Source organism: Streptomyces smyrnaeus, assembly GCF_017676345.1.
In the GTDB taxonomy this organism is placed as follows: Bacteria; Actinomycetota; Actinomycetes; order Streptomycetales; family Streptomycetaceae; genus Streptomyces; species Streptomyces smyrnaeus.
Window position 1 is genome coordinate 156,776 of sequence record NZ_JAFFZM010000008.1, and the last position, 25,363, is coordinate 182,138.

Annotated in this window: 20 protein-coding genes; 8 read left to right on the forward strand and 12 right to left on the reverse strand. The window is 71.3% G+C overall.

Annotation, left to right across the window (positions count from 1 at the left end):
* Positions 1-140: 140 nt before the first annotated feature.
* The gene (locus tag JW613_RS15215) at positions 141-1,811 is read left to right on the forward strand and encodes a sodium:solute symporter family protein (RefSeq protein ID WP_209211347.1); all 1,671 of its coding nucleotides are present in this window, start codon (positions 141-143) and stop codon (positions 1,809-1,811) included.
* Between the two features lie 28 nt (positions 1,812-1,839).
* The gene (locus tag JW613_RS15220) at positions 1,840-2,154 is read left to right on the forward strand and encodes a hypothetical protein (protein WP_209211348.1); all 315 of its coding nucleotides are present in this window, start codon (positions 1,840-1,842) and stop codon (positions 2,152-2,154) included.
* Positions 2,155-2,286: 132 nt separating this feature from the next.
* On the opposite strand, the gene JW613_RS15225 is transcribed toward JW613_RS15220, so the two are convergent.
* The 7 genes from JW613_RS15225 to JW613_RS15255 all read right to left on the reverse strand — a co-directional run bounded on the left by JW613_RS15225 (position 2,287) and on the right by JW613_RS15255 (position 13,511).
* Positions 2,287-2,961: a helix-turn-helix transcriptional regulator gene (locus tag JW613_RS15225; protein WP_209211349.1), complete on the reverse strand. Its 675-nt coding sequence runs from the start codon at positions 2,959-2,961 to the stop codon at positions 2,287-2,289.
* A 227-nt stretch (positions 2,962-3,188) separates the two neighbouring features.
* Entirely contained in the window at positions 3,189-4,991 is a 1,803-nt protein-coding gene (locus tag JW613_RS15230) for a PQQ-binding-like beta-propeller repeat protein (protein ID WP_209211350.1), read from the reverse strand.
* Positions 4,992-5,141: 150 nt separating this feature from the next.
* Positions 5,142-6,485, reverse strand: a complete 1,344-nt coding sequence (locus JW613_RS15235; RefSeq protein ID WP_209211351.1) for an outer membrane protein assembly factor BamB family protein — start codon at positions 6,483-6,485, stop codon at positions 5,142-5,144.
* A gap of 331 nt (positions 6,486-6,816) precedes the next feature.
* The gene (locus JW613_RS15240) at positions 6,817-8,688 is read right to left on the reverse strand and encodes an ABC-F family ATP-binding cassette domain-containing protein (protein WP_209211352.1); all 1,872 of its coding nucleotides are present in this window, start codon (positions 8,686-8,688) and stop codon (positions 6,817-6,819) included.
* Positions 8,689-8,815: 127 nt separating this feature from the next.
* On the reverse strand, positions 8,816-9,676 hold the full coding sequence (locus tag JW613_RS15245) for an EamA family transporter (protein ID WP_209211353.1): 861 nt from the start codon (positions 9,674-9,676) through the stop codon (positions 8,816-8,818).
* 89 nt (positions 9,677-9,765) lie between these two features.
* Positions 9,766-11,406 (reverse strand): penicillin-binding transpeptidase domain-containing protein, encoded by a 1,641-nt coding sequence (locus JW613_RS15250; protein WP_209211354.1) that lies wholly within the window; start codon positions 11,404-11,406, stop codon positions 9,766-9,768.
* A 308-nt stretch (positions 11,407-11,714) separates the two neighbouring features.
* Positions 11,715-13,511 carry a dolichyl-phosphate-mannose--protein mannosyltransferase gene (locus tag JW613_RS15255; protein WP_209211499.1) on the reverse strand — a complete coding sequence of 599 codons (1,797 nt, stop codon included), beginning with the start codon at positions 13,509-13,511 and terminating at the stop codon, positions 11,715-11,717.
* Between the two features lie 124 nt (positions 13,512-13,635).
* Between JW613_RS15255 and rsmI the strand changes: the two genes are divergently transcribed.
* The 5 genes from rsmI to JW613_RS15280 all read left to right on the forward strand — a co-directional run bounded on the left by rsmI (position 13,636) and on the right by JW613_RS15280 (position 17,925).
* Positions 13,636-14,502 carry a 16S rRNA (cytidine(1402)-2'-O)-methyltransferase gene (gene rsmI, locus JW613_RS15260; RefSeq protein WP_209211355.1) on the forward strand — a complete coding sequence of 289 codons (867 nt, stop codon included), beginning with the start codon at positions 13,636-13,638 and terminating at the stop codon, positions 14,500-14,502.
* Positions 14,503-14,698: 196 nt separating this feature from the next.
* Positions 14,699-14,989: a hypothetical protein gene (locus JW613_RS15265; protein ID WP_209211356.1), complete on the forward strand. Its 291-nt coding sequence runs from the start codon at positions 14,699-14,701 to the stop codon at positions 14,987-14,989.
* A 111-nt stretch (positions 14,990-15,100) separates the two neighbouring features.
* The gene (locus JW613_RS15270; protein ID WP_209211357.1) at positions 15,101-15,979 is read left to right on the forward strand and encodes a TatD family hydrolase; all 879 of its coding nucleotides are present in this window, start codon (positions 15,101-15,103) and stop codon (positions 15,977-15,979) included.
* A 48-nt stretch (positions 15,980-16,027) separates the two neighbouring features.
* Positions 16,028-16,975, forward strand: coding sequence for a 16S rRNA (adenine(1518)-N(6)/adenine(1519)-N(6))-dimethyltransferase RsmA (gene rsmA, locus JW613_RS15275; protein ID WP_307865908.1), 948 nt, complete (start codon positions 16,028-16,030; stop codon positions 16,973-16,975).
* Positions 16,972-17,925: a 4-(cytidine 5'-diphospho)-2-C-methyl-D-erythritol kinase gene (locus JW613_RS15280; protein ID WP_209211358.1), complete on the forward strand. Its 954-nt coding sequence runs from the start codon at positions 16,972-16,974 to the stop codon at positions 17,923-17,925. The genes rsmA and JW613_RS15280 overlap by 4 nt, the downstream gene beginning before the upstream one ends.
* A gap of 88 nt (positions 17,926-18,013) precedes the next feature.
* On the opposite strand, the gene JW613_RS15285 is transcribed toward JW613_RS15280, so the two are convergent.
* From JW613_RS15285 to JW613_RS15300, 4 genes are all read right to left on the reverse strand, one after another.
* The gene (locus JW613_RS15285; protein WP_307865909.1) at positions 18,014-19,246 is read right to left on the reverse strand and encodes a serine hydrolase domain-containing protein; all 1,233 of its coding nucleotides are present in this window, start codon (positions 19,244-19,246) and stop codon (positions 18,014-18,016) included.
* 104 nt (positions 19,247-19,350) lie between these two features.
* Positions 19,351-20,184: an energy-coupling factor ABC transporter ATP-binding protein gene (locus tag JW613_RS15290; RefSeq protein ID WP_245225704.1), complete on the reverse strand. Its 834-nt coding sequence runs from the start codon at positions 20,182-20,184 to the stop codon at positions 19,351-19,353.
* The gene (gene cbiQ, locus JW613_RS15295) at positions 20,172-20,936 is read right to left on the reverse strand and encodes a cobalt ECF transporter T component CbiQ (RefSeq protein WP_209211360.1); all 765 of its coding nucleotides are present in this window, start codon (positions 20,934-20,936) and stop codon (positions 20,172-20,174) included. Before cbiQ ends, JW613_RS15290 begins: the two co-directional genes overlap by 13 nt.
* Positions 20,937-20,948: 12 nt before the next feature.
* Positions 20,949-22,097: an energy-coupling factor ABC transporter permease gene (locus JW613_RS15300; protein ID WP_209211361.1), complete on the reverse strand. Its 1,149-nt coding sequence runs from the start codon at positions 22,095-22,097 to the stop codon at positions 20,949-20,951.
* 285 nt (positions 22,098-22,382) lie between these two features.
* Between JW613_RS15300 and JW613_RS15305 the strand changes: the two genes are divergently transcribed.
* On the forward strand, positions 22,383-22,796 hold the full coding sequence (locus JW613_RS15305; protein ID WP_209211362.1) for an SsgA family sporulation/cell division regulator: 414 nt from the start codon (positions 22,383-22,385) through the stop codon (positions 22,794-22,796).
* Positions 22,797-22,921: 125 nt separating this feature from the next.
* Here JW613_RS15305 and JW613_RS15310 read toward each other — a convergent pair whose 3' ends face one another.
* A complete protein-coding gene (locus JW613_RS15310; protein ID WP_209211363.1) occupies positions 22,922-25,177 on the reverse strand; it encodes an MMPL family transporter in 2,256 nt (751 codons plus the stop codon).
* Between the last annotated feature and the right edge of the window lie 186 nt (positions 25,178-25,363).

Sequence of the window (25,363 nt, forward strand, 5' to 3'; positions counted from 1 at the left end):
GGGCAAACCGGATGATCCGCCGATGCCACCCCTCGACAATCATCACAATCAAACAAACTCCTGCAACATGACCTTTCAAAAAGTGAAACGTCGGCGGTACGTTCGCGTCCGTTCCGATCGCGCAATGAAGCGAGTGACCCATGTTGCACCTGGCCGAAGGGCTACGGCTCCCCACCAACGGACTCGACTACACACTCCTCGGCATCTACTTCGCCGTCGTACTCGGGATCGGCTTCGCCGCCCGGCGCAGTGTGAAGACCAGCCTCGACTTCTTCCTCTCCGGCCGGTCGCTCCCCGCCTGGATCACCGGCCTCGCCTTCGTGGCGGCCAACCTCGGTGCCACCGAGATCCTCGGCATGGCGGCCAACGGCGCCCAGTACGGCGTCTACACCGTGCACTGGTACTGGATCGGCGCCATTCCCGCCATGGTCTTCCTCGGCCTGGTGATGATGCCGTTCTACTACGGCTCCAAGGTCCGCTCGGTGCCCGAGTTCCTGCTGCACCGGTTCGGGCCCTCCTCCCACCTGCTCAGCTCGGTCATCTTCGCGGTCTCCTCCGTACTGATCGCCGGCGTCAACCTCTACGCGCTCGCCCTCGTGCTGAAGGCGCTGCTGGGCTGGGAGCTGTGGATCTCCATCGTCGTCGCGGGCTTCTTCGTGCTCGCGTACATCACGCTCGGCGGACTCTCCTCGGCGATCTACACCGAGGTGCTGCAGTTCTTCGTGATCCTCGCCGCGCTGATCCCGCTCACCGTGGTGGGCCTCAAGCGCGTCGGCGGCTGGGGCGGCATCACCGACACCCTCTCCGGTGAGAAGGGCGGCGCCTTCATGACCGCCTGGGACGGCACCGGGATCGGCTCCGACAACCCGCTGGGCGCCAACTGGCTCACCATCGTGCTGGGCCTCGGCTTCGTGATGAGCTTCGGCTACTGGACGACCAACTTCGCCGAGGTGCAGCGCGCGCTGTCCGCCAAGAACCTCTCCGCGGCCCGGCGCACCCCGCTGATCGCGGCCTTCCCCAAGATCTTCATCCCCGCGGTCGTGGTCATACCCGGCCTGATCGCGCTCGTCATGGAACCGACGCTGGGCAAGACCGAGGACGGGTTGCAGTACAACGACGCCATCCCGGTGCTGATGCGCGACCTGCTGCCCAACGGCGTGCTCGGTATCGCGGTCACCGGTCTGCTGGCGGCGTTCATGGCCGGTATGGCGGCCAACATCTCCTCCTTCAACACCGTCTTCACCAACGACATCTACGCGGCGTATCTGAAGAAGGACCGGCCCGACGAGCACTATGTGGCCACGGCCCGCTGGGTCACCGTCGTCGGCGTGCTGATCGGCATGGGGACGGCGTTCATCGCCTCCTCGTTCAGCAACATCATGAACTATCTGCAGACGCTGTTCTCCTTCTTCAACGTGCCGCTGTTCGTCGTCTTCATCATCGGCATGTTCTGGAAGAAGACCACGCCCGCCGCGGGCTTCTGGGGGCTGCTGACCGGCACCGCCGGCGCGATGGTGAACTACTTCTGGTTCTACAAGCAGGGCGTCATCGACATCCCCAGCGACCAGGGCGCCAACTTCGTCTCCTCGATCGTGGCCTTCGTCGTGGGCTCCGTGGTCATGGTGGCCGTCACACTGTTCACCAAGCCGAAGCCGGCCGAGGAACTGGCGGGGCTCGTCTACGGCACCCGCTCGCCCGGCGAGCCGGAGCCGCCCGGCGAGGGCGACGACGCCTGGTACCGCAGGCCCGCGCTGCTCGGCTGGGGCGCGCTGATCCTCGCCGCCGTCTGCTACATCCCCTTCTCCTTCTGAGCCCCGACGCGAAGGACACCGAAGCGCAATGAGCGACAACAGCACCCCGAAGCCCGCCGCCCAGCAGGTGGCCAAGGAGATCGAGGAACTGGAGAAGCGGTCGCAGACCGCGGCCCGCCTCTTCGACGTACGGCGCATCATCGGCGGCTTGTTCGTGGTCTACGGCGTGATCGTCACCATCGCCGGGATCTTCGCCTCCGAAGAGGACCTCAAGAAGGCACAGGACATCAACATCAACCTGTGGACGGGCATCGCCATGCTGATACTTGGCGTCGCCTTCCTCGTGTGGCTGAGGCTGAGCCCGACCATCCCGCCTCCGGCGGAGGGGGAAGCCGACGAGTAGGGGCGCCCCGAAGGGGCGCGGGGAACTGCTCCCCCAGCCTCCGGCCGGGAGGTGCCCCCACAACCACAGCCTGCCCGCAGGCTGTAACGGACGGACAGGGGCAGCCCCCTTCCCCACCACGACCCGGTGAGGTCAGCCAGTGGCGCCGCCCGCGCGGTCCAACAAGCCCGTGCGGGCGGCCAGGGCGGCGGCCTCCAGCCGCGAGCCGACCCCCAACTTCATGAGCACCCGCTGCACATGGGTCCGCGCCGTGCTGGGCGCGATCCCCATTCCCGCGGCGATCAGCCGGGTGTCCTCGCCCTCGGCCACCCGTACCAGCACCTCCACCTCCCTCGGGGTCAGCATCTGCAGCAGCCGGGCGCCCTCGTCGTCCGGCTCGGCGGCCGGGTTCAGCAGTTCGGCGAAGGACTGCGTCAGCAACTGCGGTGCCACGGCGGACTCTCCGGCCCTGGCCTTGACCATGGCCCGTTCGACGCCCTCGATCCGCTCGTCGTGCCGCACATAGCCGGACGCCCCCGCCGCGAAGGCGGAGGCGATCCCGCGCGGGCTCGGCACCGGGCCGAGCACCACCACCGCGATCTGCGGTTTCTCTCTCTTGATCCGCACTACCGGGTCGAAGACACCCGGTTCGGCCGGCGTCGCCGTGCCCAGCAGACACACCTCCGGTGCCCTGCTGATCACCAACTCGGCGGCGCCGCCGCTGGGCGCGGCCGCCGCCAGCACACGGTGTCCGCGCAGCTTCAGCGCCGAGGCAAGGGCCTCGGCGAGCAGGCGGTGGTCGTCGACCACCATGAGCCGCACGCTCATCAAGCTCGCTCCCCCCACACACTCCCGTCGGCCCCGCACCCCCCGGCGCAGCCGTCCCTTGTTCTCCGGGAAGCTACACGCTCACTCGCCGTTCCGCGCCCCTTACGGGCTGAAATCCCCAAGGGAGGGCTTGAACCCGGCGCCTGAAGACAGCCATCGGCCCGCCATGGCGCAGCATGGCGGGCCGGTCGTGTGGGGTGTCGGGTCGCGTGGGTGGCGGGTTCGGCTCAGTCGCTGGTCGGTGCGAAGCCGACCGCGAGCCGCGGCTCCTCGTCGTTCAGGCTCGAACGGTTCTCCGAGAGCGTCTTCTCCAGCAGGAAGAACCTGTTGTGTTCGAAGATCAGCGGCGTGTCCAGCGAACCGGGGGAGACGGAGAACGCCTGCTCCCCCTCGTCGAAGTCGGAGGCCGGCATCTTCAGCAGCGTCGTCTGCTTGCCCTTCTTCGGCTCGATGGTGACGATTTCACCGCCGTGCCCGATGCTGGGCGTCTTGTAGCCCAGCACGTTGGAGCCCTGCGTCTTGAACGGGATGATCTCGCGGCTCTTGCCCGACGGCGACTTCCACTTGGTGCGGCCGGAGTCGAAGTCGAAGGCCATGATCTCGTTGACCTGGGACAGGCTGTCGGAGCCGCCGTCGTGCTGGGAGGTCGCCAGGTAGACCGCTTCGGGGCCGACCGCGATGCCGTAGCAGCTGTTGACGTCCACCCGGCACGGCTTCTCGTAGCGGTCGCCCAGGGAGATCTTCGCCTTGAGCTTCTTGTCCTCGCCGACGGTCAGCACATCGCTGGTCAGCTCGTCCCCCGCGCCGGCGACCAGCACCAGCGGCTTGGTGGAGGCGACGCGGACGTTGCGGACGCCCTTGGGCGGCTCGTACTTCCACTTGGCCTTGCCGGTGTCCAGGTTCAGCCGCTGCACGGAGATCTGCGGCGACTTGATGCTGCTGCCGCACTCCACGACGGCGACCAGTTCCTCGCCGCCCGCGTAGCCGACGTCACGGCACTCGCTCGGCTTGGCCTCCCACAGCTTCTTCTTGTTGGAGATCTTGTAGCCGGCGGAGCCACCGATCCACGCCGCGGCCACGGTGTCACCGCTGATGGCGACGCTGTCGACGGACTGGGTCTCCATGTTGGGCATCGTCTGGTCCCAGGCGATCTTCTTCGCGTCCAGGTCGACGACGACCAACCGGGTGCAGTCGGCGCTGTTGGAGATGGTCTCCTGCACGACGACGGCGACCTTATGGTCCTTGGTCATCTCGTTGGAGGCCGCGCAGACGTTGCCCTTGAGCGAGAGCTTGGTCTCCCTGCCCGACTTGAACTCCTTGATGATCATCTCCTGGACCGAGGACTTGGCGAACACCTTGTCCGTGGCCCAGCCGCCGTTGACGCTCGTGTAGTCCTTGACCTCGGGCGCCTTCATGTCGACGATCTGCTTGGCCTGCGTGTTCTTCGGCGGCGCGTTGGGGTCCTTGTTCTCGGAGGTCTTCTCGCCCCCGCCCTTGGACTCGTTCTCCTTGCCGCCGTCGTCCTTGGTGAGGAAGAAGACACCGCCGACGGCTATCACCGCGACGGCGACGACACCGGCGACAACCGCGATGATCTTGGAGTTGCTCTTGCCGCCACCCCCGCCACCGGGCATCCCGGCGCCGGTGTTGGCGTACGGGTAACCCCCCGGCGGCTGCTGCGCGTAGCCGCCGGGCGGCGGGCCGGGAGGACCGGGAGGACCAGGCTGTCCGGGCGGGCCCGGCGGTGGGGGTGTCACGGCGCCGAAGGCGGCCTGCGTGGGAGCCGCGTGCGCGTTCTGCTGCGGGTAGCCGTATCCGGAAGGTGCCGCGGGCGGGGGCTGTGACGGCGGCCCGCCGGGTGCCTGCGCAGGCGGCGGGGGCTGCTGCGGATAGCCGTACGACGGCTGCCCGGCGTCCGGCTGCTGCGGGTAGCCGTAGGACGGCTGCCCCTGCTGATCCCGCGGCGGTTCCTGCGGTGCGCCGAAGCCTCCGGATGGCGGCTGGCTAGGCGGCGGAGGCGGCTGCGACATGAACAATCCCTCGTTACGGGCAGACCGGGCGCCCGGCCCCTCGAACCCCCGTAGGGCGGAGCAAATCGGACAATGTGGCCTACCAATGGCAGACTTCGGAGCGGAAGTTCTTTCTACCATCGGACACCGAGGGCCCGGATCGCGGTTCCGTCACCGTCCGGTACCGAACCCCATGGCCATCGGTGCGGCGTCCTTCTGCGACTCCTCCTTCCCGTACAGCAGGCTCCGCTGGAGGAAGAGCCGACCGCCCTCGTAGAGCGCCGGGGCACTGGTGCTCATGGTCGGTACCCGGAAGTTGCCCTGCTGCTCGGCGCTCTTGTCCGGCAGCCGCAGCAGCCCGCGCTGCTTGCCGTCCTTCGCCGAGACGCTGACGACCTGGCCGCCCTTCCTCAGGGTCGGTGTCACATAGGCGATCGCCTTGTCGCCCTCGATGCCGATGGGGTAGACGGTGCGGTCGTCACCGGAGCTGGACTTCCACTTGGGCTCGCCGCTGTGGAACCCGAAGCCCATCACCTCGTTGGTCTCGGCGAAGTCGCCCTTGCCGTCGTGCTCCTTGGTCGAGACGAAGACCGTCTCGTCGGTCGCCACGACGTTGAAGCACGACTCGCTTCCCATGTTGCCGATCCCGCAGCCCGGTTCGTAGCGCTTGCCCAGGCTGAAGGTGGCGGCGACGGACCCCTTGTCGTCGATGGTCATGACCTCCGACTCGACCTCGCCGCCGGTGCCCACCACCAGCACGATCGGATCGGTGTCCACCACCCGGACGGAGCGCCCGTCCTCCACGCCTCGGGGCAGTTTGACGTCCCAGGTGGAGTGGCCGGTCTTCGGGTCGAGCTGGTTGACGGTCAGGGTGCTGCCGCACTCCAGGACCACCAGCAGCCGGGCGCCGCCGCCGTAGCGGGTGTGCTCGCAGGTCTCCCCCGTCTCCTTGCTCTTCCACAGCGGGTCGCCGCCCTCGATCGGGTACGCGGCGAAACCGCCGATCCAGGAGAGGGCGACGGTGTCCTGGGCAACCGTCAGGTTGAGATCGCCGCCGCCGAAGATGGTGTCGCCGAAGGGGACGGGCTTCTCCCAGAGCTTCTCGCCGGTGTCGACGTCGAAGACCGCGACGCTGTTGCAGCCGTGGCCGCTCTTCTCGAAGCCGACTGCCGTCAGGTGCTCGTCGGTCATGTGCGGCGACGCGGCACACACCGGTCCGCCCAGCGGGATCCGCCAGGCCCGCTTGCCGCTCATGCGGTAGCCCTCGACGGCGTTGATCGAGGACTTGGCGTAGATCTTCTTCGTGGCCCAGGCGCCGTCCGCTCCCTTGGACTCCTTGACGTGGGTGTTGGGCTGCTCAAGGGTGAACAGCTGCTCGGCCGTCCGGCCGCCGGCGACCGCGCTGCCACCGTCGGCCTGGCCGCCCCCGCCGCCCCCGCCGTCGTCGCCGGTGAACATCCATATGCCGCCCGCGATCAGTACCACGGCGACCACGGCCGCGACGGCGGCGAGCACCTTGGTATTGGCCCCGCCGGACCCGGTCGGCGGGCCCGAGGGCGGCTGCGGCCCGTAAGGACCCTGCGGGACCGGAGCAGACGGCGAAGACGGAGGAACCGGCGGCGCCGACGGATAGCCGCCGTACTGCGGCTGCCCGGCGCTCCCGCCGCCCGGCGGCTGGGCCGGCGGTGGTCCCGGCGGACCTCCCGGGGGCGGGGAAGGGGGCTGCGGAGGCGGGCTCCAGCCACCGTGCGGCGGCTGACCGGGCGGCGGGGGCGGTGGCTGTGTCATCGCGGTTCCTCAGAACGGAGCAAGGCGATTCTTTGTACCACCGACCACGGGTGTGTTGTCATGCACCCTCAGTGTCGGCCAGCTCCAGCCAGCGCATCTCCAACTCCTCGCGCTTCTCGCGCACCTCGCGCAGTTCGGCGTCCAGCTCGGCGACCCGCTCGAAGTCGGTGGCGTGCTCGGCCAGTTCGGCGTGCAGGGTCGCCTCGCGCTGCTCGGCCTTCTCCACCTGGCGCTCGATCCGCTGCATCTCCTTCTGCGCGGCCCGGGAGAGCCCGGCGGGCTTGGCGGGCGACTTGGCCGACGCGGCGGGCTGTTCGACCGCGGTCTGCTCCGGCGCCGCGGCGGGGGTCGCCGCCGCTGCCCTGGCCTCCATCCGGGCGCGCCGCTCCAGATACTCGTCGATACCGCGCGGCAGCATCCGCAGCGTCGCATCGCCCAGCAGCGCGAGGACGCGGTCGGTGGTGCGCTCGACGAAGTACCGGTCGTGCGAGATGACCACCAGGGAGCCCGGCCAACCGTCCAGCAGGTCCTCGAGCTGGGTGAGGGTCTCGATGTCCAGGTCGTTGGTCGGCTCGTCCAGGAACAGGACGTTGGGCTCGTCCATCAGCAGCCGCAGGATCTGCAGCCGCCGCCGCTCACCGCCGGACAGGTCGCCCACCGGCGTCCACTGCTTCTCCTTGGCGAAGCCGAACCGCTCGCACAGCTGCGAGGCCGTCATCTCGCGGCCCTTGCCGAGGTCGATCCGGGAGCGAACGGCCTCCACCGCCTCCAGGACGCGCAGCGTCGGCTCCAGCTCGGCCACCTCCTGGGAGAGATAGGCCAGCTTCACCGTCTTGCCGACCTTGATCCGCCCCTCGGTCACCAGCGGTGAGGCCTGCTCACCACCGGTGCGGGCGGTGTCGGCGAGGGCGCGCAGCAGCGAGGTCTTGCCCGCGCCGTTGACCCCCACGAGACCGATCCGGTCGCCGGGGCCCAGCTGCCACGTCAGATGCTTGAGCAGCACCTTCGGCCCGGCCTGTACGGTCACGTCCGCCAGCTCGAAGACGGTCTTGCCCAGCCGCGAGTTCGCGAACCGCATCAGCTCCTGGCTGTCCCGGGGCGGCGGCTCGCCCTCGATCAGCGCGTTCGCGGCCTCGATACGGAAGCGCGGCTTGCTGGTACGGGCCGGAGCGCCGCGCCGCAGCCATGCCAGCTCCTTGCGCATCAGGTTCTGCCGCTTGGTCTCCTCCTGCGCGGCGATACGCTCCCGCTCGGCACGGGCGAAGACGTAGTCGGAGTAACCGCCCTCGTACTCGTGCACCGAGCCGCGCTGCACATCCCACATGCGGGTGGCGACCTGGTCGAGGAACCAGCGGTCGTGCGTGACACACACCAGCGCGGAGCGGCGGGCCCGCAGATGGCCAGCCAGCCAGGAGATGCCTTCGACGTCGAGGTGGTTGGTGGGCTCGTCCAGCACGATCAGGTCCTGCTCGGCGATGAGCAGCTTGGCGAGCGCGATCCGGCGGCGCTCACCGCCGGAGAGCGGGCCGATCACGGTGTCCAGGCCCTGCGGGAAGCCCGGCATGTCCAGGCCGCCGAACAGCCCGGTGAGCACGTCGCGGATCCGTGCGACGCCCGCCCACTCGTGGTCGGCCATGTCGCCGACCACCTCGTGCCGGACGGTGGCCTGCGGATCGAGGGAGTCGTGCTGGGTCAGCACACCGAGGCGGAGGCCGCCCGCGTGGGTGACCCGGCCCGCGTCCGGCTCCTCCTGCCGGGCGAGCACCTTGATCAGGGTGGTCTTGCCGTCTCCGTTGCGGCCCACGACGCCGATCTTGTCGGCCTCACTGACGCCCAGGGAGACGGCGTCGAGGAGGGTGCGGGTGCCATGCACCTTGTCGACGGCTTCCATGTTGACGAGGTTCACGGGGTTACCGCGGTTGCCAGCCATCTCACTCCTGTTGGGGACCAGCTCCCCAGGGTAGCCCCGCCGAGGGGCCTGCCGAGCAGCGGCCGGGGGTCGGAGGTCCGGGAGGGGATCGGGCGGCCCGGGAGGGGGTCGGCGCGCGGGCCCGGGCTCAGCTGCCGTGCAGCATCAGCGCTATGCCGCCGACCATGAGCACACTCGCCGCGGTCCTGGGCCAGCCGAAGCGCTCCTTGAAGAAGAGGGCACCGATCGCGGCCCCCGCGATGATCGACGACTCGCGCAGCGCCGCCACCGGTGCCAGCGGCGCCCGCGTCTGGGCCCACAGCACCAGTCCGTACGCCAGCATGGACAGTGCGCCGCCCACCAGCCCGCGCAGCGCTATGGGGCGCAGCTGCGCGGCCAGCTCCCCGCGACGGGTCGCGAGCGCCCACAGGGGGATCGGCAGGCCCTCCAGGAGCATCAGCCACGCGATGTAGCCGAGCGAGGTGCCCGAGGCCCGTACGCCCACGCCGTCCACGACGGTGTACGAGGCGATGGCCAGCCCTGTGCACACGGCGGCGGTCAGCGCGGGCCACTGCGGGCCGGCCGCCTTGCCGACTCCGGTGCGCAGTCCCCACAGGGCAACCCCGACCAGCCCCACCGACGCCAGCAGCACCCCCGCGAGCTGCCAGGCGTCGGGCATCTCGTGCACGAACACCGCCGCCAGCACGGTCACCACCAGCGGCGCCGTACCCCGCGCGATGGGGTACATCTGCCCGAACTCCCCCATCCGGAAGGAGCGCATCAGCAGTGCCTGGTAGACGACGTGCAGCACCGCCGAGACGAGCAGCGCCGGCCACGCCCCGGCGGCCGGCAGCGGCGCGAAGCAGGCGAGGAGGGCCCCGCACAGCGCGCCGCCGCCACCGACCAGCGTGAAGGCGAGCAACTGGTCACGGATGCCGTGCGCCAGGGCGTTCCAGGTGGCATGAGTGAGCGCCGCGGCCAGGACCGCGGCGACGACCATCGGCGTCACCGGGCGCCGCCGGCCGCGGCGCGGATGCGGGATCGGTGTGTCATGTACGGGACGCTACCGCCCGGTGATCGAGCGGTTTCCCCGGGGCGTCAACCGGCGGCGTCCAGCACCTTGCGGACGACGGGACCGGCGTTCTCGTTGCCGTGCCCGGACTCCGGGACCACGGCAGCGGCGGCGACGTCACCGGAGTAGGCGGTGAACCAGGCGTTCGGCTTCTTCTGCCCGTCGACCTCCGCCGAGCCGGTCTTGGCTCCGAAGTCACCACCCAACCCGGCCATCGGCTTGGCCGCGGTCCCGCTCGTGGCGGTGAGCTTCATCAGGGACTTGAGGTCCTTGTGCACACCGGGCTTCATGCTGCGCGGCGCCTTGGCGAGGGAGCGCTTGTCGAGGGAGGGGGACACCAGGTACGGCTGCTTGAAGGTGCCGTTCTGCACGGTGGCGGCGACGGACGCCATGTTGAGCGGGTTCATCCGCACGCCGCCCTGGCCCATGAGGGAGGCGGCCATCTGGGCGTCGGACTGCACGGGGACCCTGCCGTCGAACGTGCTGGTGCCGGTCTTCCAGTTGAGGCCGATCCCGAAGACGTCGCGCGCCTCCTTGGTGAGGTCGTCGTCCTTCAGCTTGGGCGCCTGGCTGATGAAGGCGGTGTTGCAGGAACGGGCGAAGCTCTGCGCGAAAGTGCCGTTCTTGATCTCGAACTTGTCGTCGTTCTGGAACTTCCAGCCCCCGTACGTGAAGTACTTGGGGCACGGGTGCGCCTTGCCGGGCGAGGCGAGTCCCTTGTCGAGCAGCATGGCGCTGGAGACGACCTTCATGGTGGAGCCGGGAGCCAGCGAGCCCTGCAGCGCGCTGTTGAAGCCCTTGGCGGGCGAGTTGGCGATGGCCAGGATCTCGCCGGTGCTGGGCTTGACCGCGACGACGGACGCCTTCTCCTTGCCGCGTACGGCGGCCTCGGCCGCGCGCTGCGCCTTGGCGTCGATGGTCGTCTTCAGCTTGCCCGGGGTGGGCTTGGACAGCTGGCGCAGCACGTCCTTGGTCTTGCCCTTGGCGTCGACGATCCGGGTCTGCACGCCGGGGGAGCCGTCGGTCTTGTCGCCGTAGCGCTTGCCGAGGTCGCTGATCACGCCGGCCAGGGCGGGGTGATCGTCGGCGCTGAGCGGCGAGCCGTCACGGTCGACGGCGGTGACGGGCGGGGTGCCCGACTCGTCCGTCTTGACCGTCTGGCCGTCCTTGAGCTCGGGGTGCAGCACGGACGGCTTCCAGTCGACGACCGGCTCACCGGTGCCGGGGGCGCGGACGATCTCCAGTGCGGAGTCGTAGTTCCAGGCGGAACGCTTCTGGCCGTAGGCGACCCGTGCCGTGACATCGAAGGGCACCTTCTCGCCGTCGGCCGCCTTGGGGCTGACGGCGACCTTGGTGACGTGGGCCTTGCTGCGGAAGGTGCGCAGCGCCTTGCCGGCCGCTGTGGAGTCGTCGGTCAGCGCGGCGGCCTTCTTGGTGTCGCCGTCGGCCCAGGCGCCGAGGAACGCCTTGGCGGCGGTACGCACTTCGCGGGGGCTGAGCGGACCCTTCTTGGCCTTGCCCGGCGCCTTGCCCTCGTCCTCGGCGGCGACGGTGCCCTTGCTCTCCTCACCGTCGCTGCCGACCAGGGCGTAGACGCCGACGCCGGTGAGCCCGACGACGGCGGCTGCGACCCCACCGATCACGGCCATCTTCTGTGTGTCGCGCATCCGAGTTCTGCCTCTCCACCCCGCCTTGGCCTTGCGGCCGAAGTCCTGACGCCAGGCACCCTAGAGCACGTTCATGACAGAACGTGCCCCGGTATGCCCGTTTGGCCCCTTCTTCCGGAGATCTGGCTTCCAGGTTTCACCGGTTCCGGGAATCCGGACCGCAGAGCGGAACCGCCGCGCCGCGGCGGCCGCACTCCCGCGGCCTCTGGGGCAGACGAGCGGCACGGGGCGATCGGTTCCGGATAGCGGCCTTGTGTCCGAATCGCGATCTTCGAGTCATCCGAACGTTGCCGGGCGGCCGGCTGCCGTCAGATCCACGAATCCAGCCACATCCGGTGCCGCCACTCCCCCATGGGGATCGTCTGCCCGGTGTAGATCGGCCAGAAATAGATGAAGTTCCAGACGATGAGCAGCCCCACGACCCCCGCGGCCACCACGCCCAGGGTGCGCCGTCTGTCGTCCGTGCCCGGTGGTCCGGCCAGCGCTCCGGCCGCCATCGCCAGTCCCAGACACAGGAACGGCAGGAACACCACGGCGTAGAACAGGAAGATGGTGCGCTCCTGGTAGGCGAACCAGGGCAGATAGCCGCCCGCGACACCGCACAGGATCGCGCCCGCCCGCCAGTCGCGGCGGAAGAACCAGCGGTAGAAGACATAGACGAGGGCCGCGCACGCGGCCCACCACAGCACCGGGGTGCCCAGTGCGAGGACCTCCCGGGCGCACCCCTCGGCCTTGTCGGTGCAGCCGTCGGTGCCCGCCTTGGGCGACTCGTAGAAGTAGGAGACGGGACGGCCCAGTACCAGCCAGCTCCACGGGTTCGACTGATAGGTGTGACCCGAGGTCAGGTTGACGTGGAAGTCGTAGACCTGGCTCTCGTAGTGCCACAGGCTGCGCAGCGGCCCCGGCAGCCAGCCCCAGGGGCCCGCGGCGCCCTGCTTGTCCGCCCAGTCGCGGAAGTAGCCGCCGGAGGTGGCGAACCAGCCCGTCCACGAGACGACATAGGTGACCACCGCGACCACGGGCAGCGAGACGAAGGCGGGCAGCGCGTCCTTGCGGAGCATCGCCGGGAAGGGCCGGGAGGCCCCCGCGGTGCGACGTGCTCCCATGTCCCACAGGACGGTCAACAGACCGAACGCGGCCAGCACATACAGCCCGTTCCACTTGGTGGCGCAGGCCAGCCCCAGGCACACCCCGGCCGCCAGCCGCCAGGGCCGCAGCCCCAGGCCCGCACGGTCCCCCACGAAGGCGTCCGGCAGCGGCGCACCGGTGCCGGGCCCTTCGTCGGTGCTCGCGCACGGCAGCCGCGCGGCGAGCCGTTCCCGGGTCCGGTCGCGGTCGACGAGCAGACAGCCGAACGCGGCCAGCACCCAGAACATCACCACCAGGTCCAGCAGCGCGGCCCGGCTCATCACGAAGTGCAGCCCGTCCACGGCCATCAGGGCGCCCGCCAGGCAGCCCAGCGCCGTCGAGCGGAACAGCCGCCGCCCGATACGGCACAGCATCAGCACCGAGAGGGTGCCGAGCAGCGCCATCATGAACCGCCAGCCGAACGGATTCAGCCCGAAGAGGGCCTCACCGAGCCCGATGATCCACTTGCCGACCGGTGGATGGACGACGTACGAGCCCTCCGGCGAGAGGGGGATGTGCTGCGGATCGCCCAGGATCTTGTCGTTGGCGTTGTCCGGCCATGTCCCCTCGTACCCGTAGTGGATGAGCGACCAGGCGTCCTTGGCGTAGTACGTCTCGTCGAATATGACGGCGTGCGGGGAGCCGAGTTGCCAGAAGCGCAGCACCCCGGCGAGGAGCGCGATCAGCAGCGGCCCGCCCCAGGCGGCCCAGCGCGCCAGCCGCACGGAGACCTCGGGCGCCAGTCCGAAGACCGCCCCCAGCCGCGGGTCCGGCGCGGGGAAGGCCGGGGTGAGCCGGTCGCGGACACCGGCACGGGGCCGGGCCGCGTAGCCGAAGCGGCGCAGTCGCGCCTGCCACCTGGGGAGCCGCACAGGGTCGTCCCCGATCCCGGCGCTGGCCTCGCGGTCCGGGCTGCCGGGCCCGCCCTGCCTGCGGTCGGCTTCCCCCACGGTGTCACTGGTCGTCACGCGGGCCATCGTAGGGATCGCCGGGGCGCCGTGCGCGGGCGCGTCGCCACCGCGTGTGGTGTCGGTCGCCACCGCGTGTGGTGTCAGGGGTGACGCCGCACCGGGGGACGGGCGGCACTGCGAGGATGGGCGGGTGACTGGAACGCTCGTGCTCGCCGGCACCCCCATCGGCGACCCCTCCGACGCCCCGCCCCGACTCGCGGCCGAACTGGCCGACGCCGATGTCGTGGCCGCCGAGGACACCCGGCGGCTGCGCAAGCTGACCCAGGCGCTGGGTGTCACCCCGGCCGGGCGGATCGTCTCCTACTTCGAGGGCAACGAAGCCGCCCGTACGCCCGAGCTGGCCGAGGCGCTGGCGGAGGGGGCGCGGGTGGTGCTGGTGACGGACGCGGGCATGCCGTCGGTCTCGGACCCGGGGTACCGGCTGGTGGCGGCGGCCGTGGAGCGGGGAGTGCGGGTCACCGCCGTCCCCGGCCCCTCGGCGGTGCTGACGGCGCTGGCGGTCTCGGGGCTGCCGGTGGACCGGTTCTGCTTCGAGGGGTTCCTGCCGCGCAAGCAGGGCGAACGGCTCGGCAGGCTGCGCGAGGCCGCCCAGGAGCGGCGCACGCTGGTCTACTTCGAGGCGCCGCACCGGCTGCAGGCCGCCCTCGCCGCGATGGCCGAGGTCTTCGGCGCCGAGCGCGAGGCCGCCGTGTGCCGGGAGCTGACCAAGACCTACGAACAGGTGCGGCGCGGACCGCTGGGCGAGCTCGCGCGGTGGGCGGCCGAGGGGGTGCGCGGCGAGATCACCGTCGTCGTGCGCGGTGCCGACGCGCCCTCCGCGGGCCAGGCGGACGCCGCGGAGCTGGCGCGCCGGGTCGCCGAGCGCGAGGAGGCGGGCCAGCCGCGCAAGGAGGCGATCGTGGAGGTGGCCCGCGCCGCGGGGGTACCGAAGCGGGAGGTCTTCGACGCCGTGGTCGCCGCCAAGAACGCCCAGGGCGCCTCCCGGCCGAAGGCCTGAGGAGCCCGGCGCAGCCGGCCGGGCAGGTAAAGGACTTGCCCGGCAAGGCAAAGGGAAGGTCCATGGACGCCCTTCACCTTGACGCTCGGCCCAAATTTCCCCAAACGGAGGAAAAGCCCCACCGAGCCGCCTTCCGGTCCGCTCATACGAGGAGTGCACTGGCAGTGGGCGTGATGCGCCCCAGGAAGGAGCTGCCATGAAGCACGAGAGCGGCAACGGCAAGGACATGCCCCACTCCGGGCGGGAGACGGTGCACGAGGCGTACTCGTTCGCCTGCATGAAATGCGGCCACGGGTGGGAGCAGGAGTACGAGATACAGCATCTCGAATACACCGACGGCAGGCCTCTGGTCGTGTATTACGAGGACGGGAAGCGCGTCCCCTCGCCGCTCACCAAACCCACGTGCCGCTTCTGCGACGCGCATGTCGTCCGCATCATGCGTTCCGGGCGCGTCTCGAAGGCGGAGGCTGCACTTCCGCACCACTGAGCGACGCCGCGGTGCACTGAGGCGAGTGGCGCCGCGGTGCCGCCGAGGCGAGTCGCGCTGCGGGGCCGCCTCCCCCGGAGGCGGACAGCGCCGCGCTTTATCATCGCCGGTATGTCCACCCCCGCGACCCCGAACAGCGCAGCGACGAACGCCGCCAAGGCTCGGGCGGCCCAGGCACCCCCGCCGCCGCCCGAGCCGCTGGCCTTCCCGGTCGCGGACTCCCACACCCACCTGGACATGCAGGAGTCCTCCGTCGCCGACGCGCTGACCGCGGCAGCCGCCGTGGGTGTGACGACGGTCATCCAGGTCGGCTGCGACCTGGAGCGCTCCCGGTGGGCCGCCGAGACGGCCGCCGCCTGGAAGAGCGTCTGGGCCGCCGTCGCACTGCACCCGAACGAGGCGCCCCGGCTGAGCGCGGAGGGCGGCCAGGAGGCGCTGGACGAGGCGCTCGCGGGCATCGAGAAGCTGGCCGGGCTCGGCCAGGTGCTCGCCGTCGGCGAGACCGGACTGGACTACTTCCGCACCGGCCCCGAGGGCATCGCGGCGCAACAGCGCTCGTTCCGCGCCCACATCGAGCTGGCCAAGCGGCTGGACAAGGCCCTGGTCATCCACGACCGCGAGGCCCATGCGGATGTGCTGCGCATCCTGGACGAGGAGGGCGCCCCCGAGCGGACCGTCTTCCACTGCTACTCCGGCGACGCCGAGATGGCACGGTTGTGCGCCGACAAGGGCTATTTCATGTCCTTCGCCGGAAACATCACCTTCAAGAACGCGCAGCCGCTACGCGACGCCCTCGCCGCGGCGCCGCCCGAGCTGCTGCTGGTGGAAACGGACGCGCCGTTCCTGACCCCGGCACCCCACCGGGGCCGCCCCAACGCGCCGTACCTGATCCCGCTGACCCTGCGGGCCATGGCCGCGACCAAGGGCATGGACGAGGAGCGGCTGGCCCGCCATGTGGCGGCGAACACGGCGCGCGCCTTCGGCTACTGAGAGCGGACGCCGGGCGTCGGGCGCCGGGCGGGGCCGTAAACTGGCGCGGTGAGCGCTGCCCCTTCCGACCCGTCCGCCGTCTCCGACGCCTCCGGCAGCGGTGTGCTGCTCGGCCCCGCGGAGGTGCGGGAGCTGGCCGAAGCGCTGGGGGTGCGGCCCACCAAGCAGCGCGGGCAGAACTTCGTGATCGACCCGAACACGGTGCGCCGCATCGTGCGCACCGCCGAGCTCGGTGGCGACGACGTGGTGGTGGAGGTCGGCCCCGGGCTCGGCTCGCTCACCCTGGCGCTGCTGGAGACGGCGGCGCATGTCACCGCGATCGAGGTCGACGACGTGCTGGCCGCTTCCCTGCCCGCGACCGTACGGGCCCGGTTGCCGGAGCGCGCCGGGCGCTTCTCCCTCGTGCACGAGGACGCCCTGCGGGTCACCGAGCTGCCCGGGCCGCAGCCGACCGCGCTGGTGGCCAACCTCCCCTACAACGTGGCCGTCCCGGTGCTGCTGCACCTGCTGGCGACGTTCCCGAGCATCGAGCGGACGCTGGTGATGGTGCAGTCCGAGGTCGCCGATCGGCTGGCCGCGCCGCCCGGCTCGAAGGTCTACGGGGTGCCGTCGGCGAAGGCCGCCTGGTACTGCGAGGTCAAGCGGGCCGGAGCGATCGGGCGCAACGTGTTCTGGCCGGCGCCCAACGTCGACTCGGGGCTGGTCTCGCTCGTACGCCGGGCGCATCCGCCCCGGACCCGCGCGAGCCGCACGGAGGTGTTCGCCGTCGTCGACGCCGCGTTCGCCCAGCGGCGCAAGACGCTGCGGGCCGCGCTGTCCGGGTGGGCGGGGTCGGGCGCCGCCGCCGAGCAGGCGCTGCGCGCCGCCGGGGTCTCCCCGCAGGCGCGCGGGGAGTCGCTGACCATCGCCGAGTTCGCCGCGATCGCGGAGCACGGCCCGCGCCGGGAGGCCGCGCCGGGCCGACGGGACGGAGACGACGAGGAGCACACCGCGTGATCCAGCCAGCCGCTGCCACCCCCACCGGCCCCACCGGGACGGTCACCGTGCGTGTTCCCGCCAAGGTGAATGTGCAGTTGTCGGTGGGCGGTCTACGTCCCGACGGCTTCCACGGCCTGGCCAACGTCTTCCTCGCCGTCGGTCTGTACGACTCGATCAGCGCGACCCGCGCCGACGCGCCACTGCTGACCGTCTCCGGACCGGACGCCGCGCAGGTGCCGCAGGACCGCACCAATCTGGCGGCACGCGCCGCCGAACTGCTGGCCGAGCGGCACGGGCTGGCACCCGATGTGCATCTGCACATCGCCAAGGACATCCCCGTGGCCGGCGGTATGGCGGGCGGCAGCGCCGACGCGGCGGGCGCCCTGCTGGCCTGCGACCGGCTGTGGGGCCTGAACACCCCGCGCGAGGAGCTGCTGGCGCTCTGCGCGGAGCTGGGCTCGGACGTGCCGTTCAGCTTCGCCGGCGGCGCGGCGCTCGGCCAGGGCAGGGGCGAGCGGCTGACCCCGCTGGAGGTGGGCGGCGCCTTCCACTGGGTGTTCGCGGTCGCGGACGGCGGCCTGTCGACACCGGACGTCTACCGCGAGTGCGACCGGCTGCGGGAAGCGGCCGGTACCGGCTCCTCGGCAGCCGATGTGCCCGAACCCGTCGCCTCCGAGGCCCTGTTGGCGGCGCTGCGGGCAGGCGAAGCGCAGGCGCTGGCCGCGACCCTGCACAACGACCTCCAGCCGGCGGCGCTCTCGCTGCGGCCGTCGCTCGCCGAGACTCTTGAGACCGGTCTGGCCGCGGGCGCACTGGCGGCGCTGGTCTCCGGCTCCGGCCCCACCTGTGCGTTCCTGACGGCCGACGCCGACTCGGCGAGCCGCACCGCGCACACCCTCACCGCCTCCGGCACCTGCCGCACGGCCCGCGCCACCACCGGCCCCGCGCCGGGCGCGACGGTGGTGTGACGGCGCGCACCGTCAGGGGCGCGGGGAACTGCGCGAGCGACCACAGCACACCCGCAGACTGCGACGAACAGCAAGGGGCAGCCCCTTTTCAGCCTGCGGCAGCCACAGCGGAGCGCAGCGCCCGGATCACAGCCTGCGGGCGGGGGTCGCTGGTGACGGAGCGGTGGTGGGTGTTGGTGACGTAGCCGAAGGACGTGGCCGTCTCCGGGTCGGCGAAGCCGAGGGAGCCGCCCCGGCCGGGGTGGCCGAAGGAGCCTGGGCCCAGCAGCGGGCAGGCCGGGCCGTGCAGCATGTAGCCGAGTCCGAAGCGGGTGCCCACGACCAGTACCCGGTCGGGTCCGTCGGACTCCAGCGAGCGTGCCTGGGTGAGCGTTGCGGGGGTGAACAGCCGGCGCGCCGTACCCAGCGGGCCCAGCAGCGCCGCGTAGAAGGCGGACAGGGAGCGGGCCGTGGCGATACCGTTCGCGGCGGGGAGTTCGGCGGCGCGGTAGGCGGGGTCGTTCTGGTCGGGTTTCGGCGCGATGGCGCCGAAGGCGCGGCGGGTCAGCGAGCCCGGGTCGGCGTAGGCGTCGGTCACCGCGCGCTTGGGGCGGGTCCGCAGCGCACCCGGCTCGGGCGCGGGCGCCTCCCGTTCGGCGACCCGGGCCACCCGGCCCTGGGCCGCGATCCGGTCGGGCAGCCCGATCCACAGATCGAGTCCCAGGGGCCCGGCCACCTCGTCGGCGAACCAGCGCCCCAGGGTGCGGCCGCCGCTGGCGCGTGCCACCAGTTCGCCCAGCAGCCAGCCGAAGGTGTGCGGGTGGTAGCCGTGTGCCGTGCCCGGCTGCCACTCCGGCGTCTGAGCGGCGAGCGCCCGGGCCGCCCGCCCCGGCTCCAGCGCCTCCTCCAAGGTGAGCGGGACGTCCAGCGCGGGCAGTCCCGCCCGATGTGTCAGCAGGTGGCGGACCAGGACGCGTTCCTTGCCCGCCCTGTTGAACTGTGGCCAGTACGCGCCGACCGGCGCGTCCAGGTCGAGTTGGCCGCGCTGGTGCAGCAGATGCGGGACGGCCGCCGCCAGCCCCTTGGTGACCGAGCGGACGACGACGGCGGTGTCCTCGCTCCAGGGCGCCGCCTGCGGGTCGGCCGGGTCGGTGCTGCCTGCCCACAGGTCGACGACCTTGCGGCCCTCCCGGTGCACGGCCAGCGCGGCGCCCTGCTCGCCGCGCTGCTCGAAGTTGCGTATGAAGGCGTCCCGGACGGGCTCGTACCCGTCCGCCACCGTGCCGTGCACCGCGATCTCAGTGCCGTGCCCCGCCACCGCTGTGTGAACGACCTCTGCCACGGTTCCTTCGCTCCTGTCGCCTTGAGGGCGCTTTTGTGACGCCGCGCCCCCCATGGTCCTACGGAGGGCTCAAGGCTGTGCGACGGGGGCAGGGCTGCACCCCGTCAGGCAACCGGCACCGTCACCGACCGAGGGTCGAAACCGAAGGGCAGCTCCAGCCGATGGGCCCGCATCAGCTCCACGTCGGAGAGCAACTCCTGCGTCGGCCCGTCGGCAACCAGCACCCCGTCGCTGAGCACCACCGAGCGGGGGCACAGCTCCAGCGCGTACGGCAGGTCGTGGGTGACCATCAGCACCGTCAGCTCCAGCGAGAGGATCAGATCGGCCAGCTCGCGGCGGGCCGCCGGATCAAGGTTGGAGGACGGCTCGTCCAGTACGAGGATCTCGGGCCGGCCGGCCAGCACGGTGGCGACCGCGACGCGGCGCCGCTGGCCGAACGAGAGGTGGTGCGGCGCCCGGTCCGCGTGCTCGGCCATCCCCACCCGCTCCAGCGCCTCGTGCACCCGCGCCTCCAGCTCGGCGCCGCGCAGCCCGGCGGCTGCCGGTCCGAACGCCACATCCTCCCGCACCGTCGGCATGAACAGCTGGTCGTCCGGGTCCTGGAAGACGATGCCGACCCGGCGCCGGATCTCCGCGAGATGAGGGCGCCCGGCCTTGAGCCCGGCGACGGTGACCGATCCGGCACCCGGCGTCAGGATGCCGTTCAGATGCAGCACCAGCGTGGTCTTTCCGGCGCCGTTGGGGCCGAGCAGCGCGACGCGCTGGCCGCGCGGCACGGTCAGGTCGACGCCGAACAGCGCCTGGTGGCCGTCGGGGTAGGCGTAGGCGAGACCGCTCACCTGGAGGGAGGGCACCTCGGCGGCGCCGGGGGCGGGGTCGGCGGTGCCGGGGGTGCGGGCGGTACCGGGGTTATCGGCGGTGGAGGTCAAAGGGTCCATCCCAACAGGCAGATCGCGAGGGCGGTGAGCGGCAGGGCGGCCGAACGGGCCCACTCGGCCCGGCCGGCGGGCCCGTCACCGAGGGCGGGCGGCATGGTCCCGGTGTAACCGCGGCTGAGCATCGCCAGGTGCACACGTTCGCCCCGCTCGTAGGAGCGGATGAACAGCGAACCGGCCGATTTGGCCAGTACCCCCCAGTGCCGGGGGCCGCGTGCCTCGAAGCCGCGCGAGAGGCGGGCGGTGCGCATCCGGCGCATCTCCTCGCTGATGACGTCGGCGTAGCGCACCATGAAGGTGGCGATCTGGCACAGCAGCGGCGGCATCCGCAACCGCGCCAGCCCCAGCAGGAGTTCGTCGAGCCTGGTCGTCGAGGCGAGCAGCACCGAGGCGGCCACTCCGAGGGTGCCCTTGGCCAGCACGTTGAACGCGCCCCACAGGCCCGACTCGGACAGCGTCAGCCCCCAGACGGTGATCCGCTCCCCCTCCGCGACGAACGGCAGCAGCACCGCGAACGCCACGAAGGGCACCTCGATCGCCATCCGGGTCAGCAGATGGCGCGGCGGCACGCGGGAGACGGCGGCGACCGCGGCCAGCAGCAGCGTGTAGGCGCCGAACGCCCAGACGGCCTCGCGCGGGGTGGCGACGACCAGCAGGACGAAGCAGAAGACCGCCGCCAGCTTGCAGTGCGCGGGCAGCGCGTGCACGGGCGAGTGGCCGTGCTTGTAGAGCTTGTGCGCGTGTCCTGCGCCCATCCCGGCCGGCCCCTAGCCCTCGGTGGCGGGCGGGGCGGTGGGGGCGCCCTCGGCGGTCCGGACCCCGGCGGCCTCCTGCTGGGCCTGGTCGCGACGGCGGCGCAGGAGGACGAAGACGCCCGAGCCGACGGCGAGGGTGGCACCCACCCCGATGACGCCCGCCAGACCGCCGGAAAGCCGTGCGTCGGCGATGTCCTTGACGCCGTAGTCGGCCAGCGGGGAGTCCTCCGCCGCGTGCTTCTCCGCCTTCTTGTCGATGCCGTGGTCGGCGGCGACCTTCTCCAGCCCGTCGGGGCTGGACGAGGCGTAGAAGCTGAGCCCTCCCGCACACAGCAGGGTGACGACGAGGCCGGTGATCCACAGCGGCCGGGTGGAGCGGCGCCGAGGGGTGGCGGGGGCCGCCGGGGAGGCGGGCGCGGGCGCGGCAGCGGGCCGGGGTGCCGCGTCGGGGTCGGCGGACAGCGGCGAGGGGCGCAGTTGGAGCCGTACGGTGAGCCGGTCGCGTGCCGCGTACACCAGGTCGGGTCGGACGGCCACCACCGCTCCCACGGTCGCTGCGGTGATCACCGCCTCCCCGATGCCGATGAGCACATGCACGCCGACCATCGCGCCGAACACCTTGCCCAGCGCGACGTCCGTCGTCCCGCCGAGCGCGTAGAGAGCGGTGAAGGCGACCGCTGCCGCCGGGACGGAGACGAGCGCGGCGACGAAGGAGGTGCCGGTCACCATGGACCGCCGGCGCGGCAGCACCCGCAGCAGCCCGCGGAAGATGCCGTAGGCGACCAGCACGGTCACCACGCCCATGTCCGTGATGTTGGTGCCCAGCGCGGTCAGCCCACCGTCCGCGAACAGCACGGCCTGCAGGAGCAGTACGACGGACACGCACAGCACGCCCGTGTACGGCCCCACGAGTATCGCCGCCAGCGCGCCACCCAGCAGATGGCCGCTGGTGCCCGCGGCCACCGGGAAGTTGAGCATCTGCACGGCGAAGATGAACGCGGCCACCAGTCCGGCCAGCGGCGCCGTCCGCTCCCCCGCCTCGCCGGGACCGCCGCCCAGTTCGCGCCGCGCGCCACGCAGGGAGACGGCGACAGCCGCGGCGGCGACGACTCCCGTACCGGCCGAGACGGGGGCGTTGATGAATCCATCGGGTACGTGCATCGAGGCACTCCGCTTCCTCACGGCTTCTCACAACGGCCCGGCAATGGCCTGGCAGCGGCCGTCTCCAGCCTTTTGAGAATAGCGGTCAGATGCAAAGAGTTCGCAAGAGGGCGATTCGAATGCCCGGAATTGGGAGGGCTCGTGGGGTCCTGTCCCCCACCCTGTGGCAGAGCTCACCAGGCCGTTCGGGTGACTGTGCCGCTTCAACAAGCGTCTGACAGAGCGAAGGGGCAACCCGGTCCGAGCGATGAGCGCACCGGGAACCCCCGACCCAGAGGAGCAGAAGTGTCCAAGGTCATCACCCGCATCGTGCAGGCTCAACTGATCACCCGGCCGCCCGCGACCCGGCCTTTGACACCCGCTCTCCGGTACGACACGGACGATCCGCTGGCCGTGCGGATCGTCTTCCCCTCCGAGATCTCCCTGGACGGCGAGGAAGTCGCCTGGGCCTTCTCCCGCGAACTGCTCGCCGAGGGGCTGCGCGGGCCCGCGGGCGAGGGCGATGTCCACATCTGCCCCTGCGGGCAGGAGCGGACAGTGATCGAGCTGTACGCCGGCGAGGGCGTCGCGGTGCTGGAGTTCCGCGCCGCCGATCTGGGGCGGTTCCTCCAGCACTCCTACGACCTGGTGCCGGCCGGTGCCGAGACGGCGCTGCTGGACCTGGAGGAGGGGTTCGCCGCACTGCTGCGCGGCGTATGACCGGGCGTCGGCGGGCCCGTCCGTCGGCCCGGCGGCCGACCGCCGCCGCTCCCGGCATGGGAAACCCCCGCCCACCCGCTCCCTTCGGGAGACAGCTGGACGGGGGCTCTTCTTTCAGCGTCGGCTCACACCCCGGTGCGCTCCGGCTCCCGCGGCGGGGGAACCACAGCGGGGGCCTGGTCCGAGTGCAGCTGCTTTTGCAGGCGTTCGCCCTCCACGTCGACATTGGGCAGGGCCCGGTCCAGCCAGCGCGGCAGCCACCAGGCGTGCCGCCCCAGCAGGGCGAGCACCGCGGGCACGATGGCCATCCGCACCACGAAGGCGTCGTAGAGGATGGCGACGGCGAGGCCGAAGCCCATCATCTTGATCATGGATTCGGACGAGCCGATGAACCCGGCGAACACGCTGATCATGATGACGCCCGCCGCGGTCACCACTCGCGCGCCCAGCCGGAATCCGCTGACGATGGCCTGGCCGGGGTTCTCCCCGTGCACATACGCCTCGCGCATCCGCGTGACGAGGAAGACCTCGTAGTCCATCGCGAGCCCGAAGATCACACCGATCATGAAGATCGGCATCATGCTCATGATCGGCCCGGTCTGTTCGACGCCGATCAGGCTCGCCAGCCAGCCCCACTGGAAGACGGCCACCACGGAGCCGAGTGCCGCCAGCACCGACAGCAGGAAGCCGAGCGCCGCCTTGAGCGGCACCAGCACCGAGCGGAAGACCAGCATCAGCAGTACGAAGGCCAGGCCCACGACCAGCGCCAGATAGGGCACCAGTGCGTCATTCATGACCTGCGAGAAGTCGATGGCGACCGCGGTGGCGCCGGTGACCAGCAGGGTGGCACCCGTCTCCTTCTCGATCGCGTCCGACTGGTCACGGATGTCGCGCACGATGTCCTCGGTGCGCGCGTCGCTGGGGCCGTACTTCGGGATGGCGGTCAGAGTGGCGGTGTCAGCGGCGTCCCACTGCTTCTTGTTCGGCTGCGCCGGGGTGACGGCGACGACGCCGTCCACCTTCTGCAGCCGCTTCTGGATCTCGGCGGCAGCGGCCTGCGGGTCGTCGGCGCCCTTCATATCGGCCACGGCCATCAGCGGGCCGTTGAAGCCCGCCCCGAAGCCGTCGGAGAGCATGTCGTACGCCTTGCGCTGGGTGGTCTTCTCCGGCTGGTTGCCCTCGTCGGGCAGGCCCAGCTTCATGGCGCCGACCGGCAGCGCCAGGGCGCCGAGCGCCAGTACGGCGGTGACCAGCACCAGTACGGGACGGCGCAGCACGAAGCTCGCCCAGCGGGCGCCGGCCTTGGGGCGCTGGCCCTCCGCGTCCGCGGCGGGCGGCACTCCGGTGGCGGGGTTGGCCTTGCGCACCCGGCGGCCGAAGATCCGCTTGCCGACCATTCCGAGCGCGGCGGGCACCAGCGTGAGTGCCACCAGCACGGCGATGACCACGGTGCCGGCGGCGGCCATACCCATCTTGGTGAGGACCGGGATGTTGACGACGGAGAGCCCGACCAGCGCGATCACGACGGTCAGACCGGCGAAGACCACGGCGGAGCCCGCCGTTCCGACGGCACGTCCGGCCGCCTCCTCGCGGTCCCGGCCCTCGGTCAGCTCCGCGCGGTAGCGGGAGGCGATGAACAGCGCGTAGTCGATGCCGACCGCGAGGCCGATCATCATGGCCAGCGTGGTGGTGTTGGCCGACAGGCCGAGGGTGGCGCCGAGCGCGGTGATCGAGGAGATGCCGATCATCACGCCGATCAGCGCGGTGATCAGCGGCAGCCCGGCCGCGATGAGGGAGCCGAAGGTGAGGATCAGTACGACGGCGGCGATGCCGATGCCGAAGATCTCCGCGTTGCCCATCTCGGGCTCGACCAGCAGCGCGTCACCACCGGTCTCCACCGTCAGGCCGGTGCCGCGGGCCGACTGTGCGGCGTCCTTGATCGTCTCGCGGGTCTTGTCGGTGATGTCCTGGGCCGGGACCTTGTAGGTCACCGAGGCGTAGGCGATGCTGCCGTCTTTGCTGATCGCCCCGCTGCCCTTGGCGAAGGGGTCGGAGACGGCTGCCGCCTGGCCGCCGCTCAGCTCCTCGCGCGCCTCCTGGACAGCGGCCTTGTTGTCGGAGGCGGTGATCTTCTCGCCGGTGGGCGCGCGGAAGACCATCCGGGCCGTCGCACCCTCCGCGTTGGCGTCCGGGAAGCGCTCTTCCAGCAGGTCGAAGGCCTTCTGGGCCTGGGTGCCTGGCAGTGCGAAGTCGTCGTCGGGCGGGCTGGAGGCAGTGGACGCGCCACCTATGGCGAGCGCCAGCAATGCCACCCATATCAGGGCGACGATGCGGCGGCGCCGGAAGGCGAGTCTGCCGATCTTGTACAGGAACGTGGCCACGAGAGAGGTTCTCCGGTCTCGAGGTCGGACAGTCGGACGGTGGATGGAGCAGAGCGGAACGGAAGCAGCAGAGCCGGGTGAGCCGAGGGATCTTGAGGGAACACGGCGGGGAGGTGCCGAGCCCGACAATGAGAGCTCATGTCAATCGACGCTCGCTCGCACCCGTAAGGGTGAGTCCGGACTCGG

Excerpts from the sequence above, each read along its gene's own strand:
- JW613_RS15215 (WP_209211347.1), top strand. The coding sequence starts at position 141 with ATGTTGCACCTGGCCGAAGGGCTACGGCTCCCCACCAACGGACTCGAC.
- JW613_RS15220 (WP_209211348.1), top strand. The coding sequence starts at position 1,840 with ATGAGCGACAACAGCACCCCGAAGCCCGCCGCCCAGCAGGTGGCCAAG.
- JW613_RS15225 (WP_209211349.1), bottom strand. The coding sequence starts at position 2,961 with ATGAGCGTGCGGCTCATGGTGGTCGACGACCACCGCCTGCTCGCCGAG.
- JW613_RS15230 (WP_209211350.1), bottom strand. The coding sequence starts at position 4,991 with ATGTCGCAGCCGCCTCCGCCGCCTAGCCAGCCGCCATCCGGAGGCTTC.
- JW613_RS15240 (WP_209211352.1), bottom strand. The coding sequence starts at position 8,688 with ATGGCTGGCAACCGCGGTAACCCCGTGAACCTCGTCAACATGGAAGCC.
- JW613_RS15250 (WP_209211354.1), bottom strand. The coding sequence starts at position 11,406 with ATGCGCGACACACAGAAGATGGCCGTGATCGGTGGGGTCGCAGCCGCC.
- JW613_RS15255 (WP_209211499.1), bottom strand. The coding sequence starts at position 13,511 with ATGGCCCGCGTGACGACCAGTGACACCGTGGGGGAAGCCGACCGCAGG.
- JW613_RS15265 (WP_209211356.1), top strand. The coding sequence starts at position 14,699 with ATGAAGCACGAGAGCGGCAACGGCAAGGACATGCCCCACTCCGGGCGG.
- JW613_RS15270 (WP_209211357.1), top strand. The coding sequence starts at position 15,101 with ATGTCCACCCCCGCGACCCCGAACAGCGCAGCGACGAACGCCGCCAAG.
- JW613_RS15290 (WP_245225704.1), bottom strand. The coding sequence starts at position 20,184 with ATGGACCCTTTGACCTCCACCGCCGATAACCCCGGTACCGCCCGCACC.
- cbiQ (WP_209211360.1), bottom strand. The coding sequence starts at position 20,936 with ATGGGCGCAGGACACGCGCACAAGCTCTACAAGCACGGCCACTCGCCC.
- JW613_RS15300 (WP_209211361.1), bottom strand. The coding sequence starts at position 22,097 with ATGCACGTACCCGATGGATTCATCAACGCCCCCGTCTCGGCCGGTACG.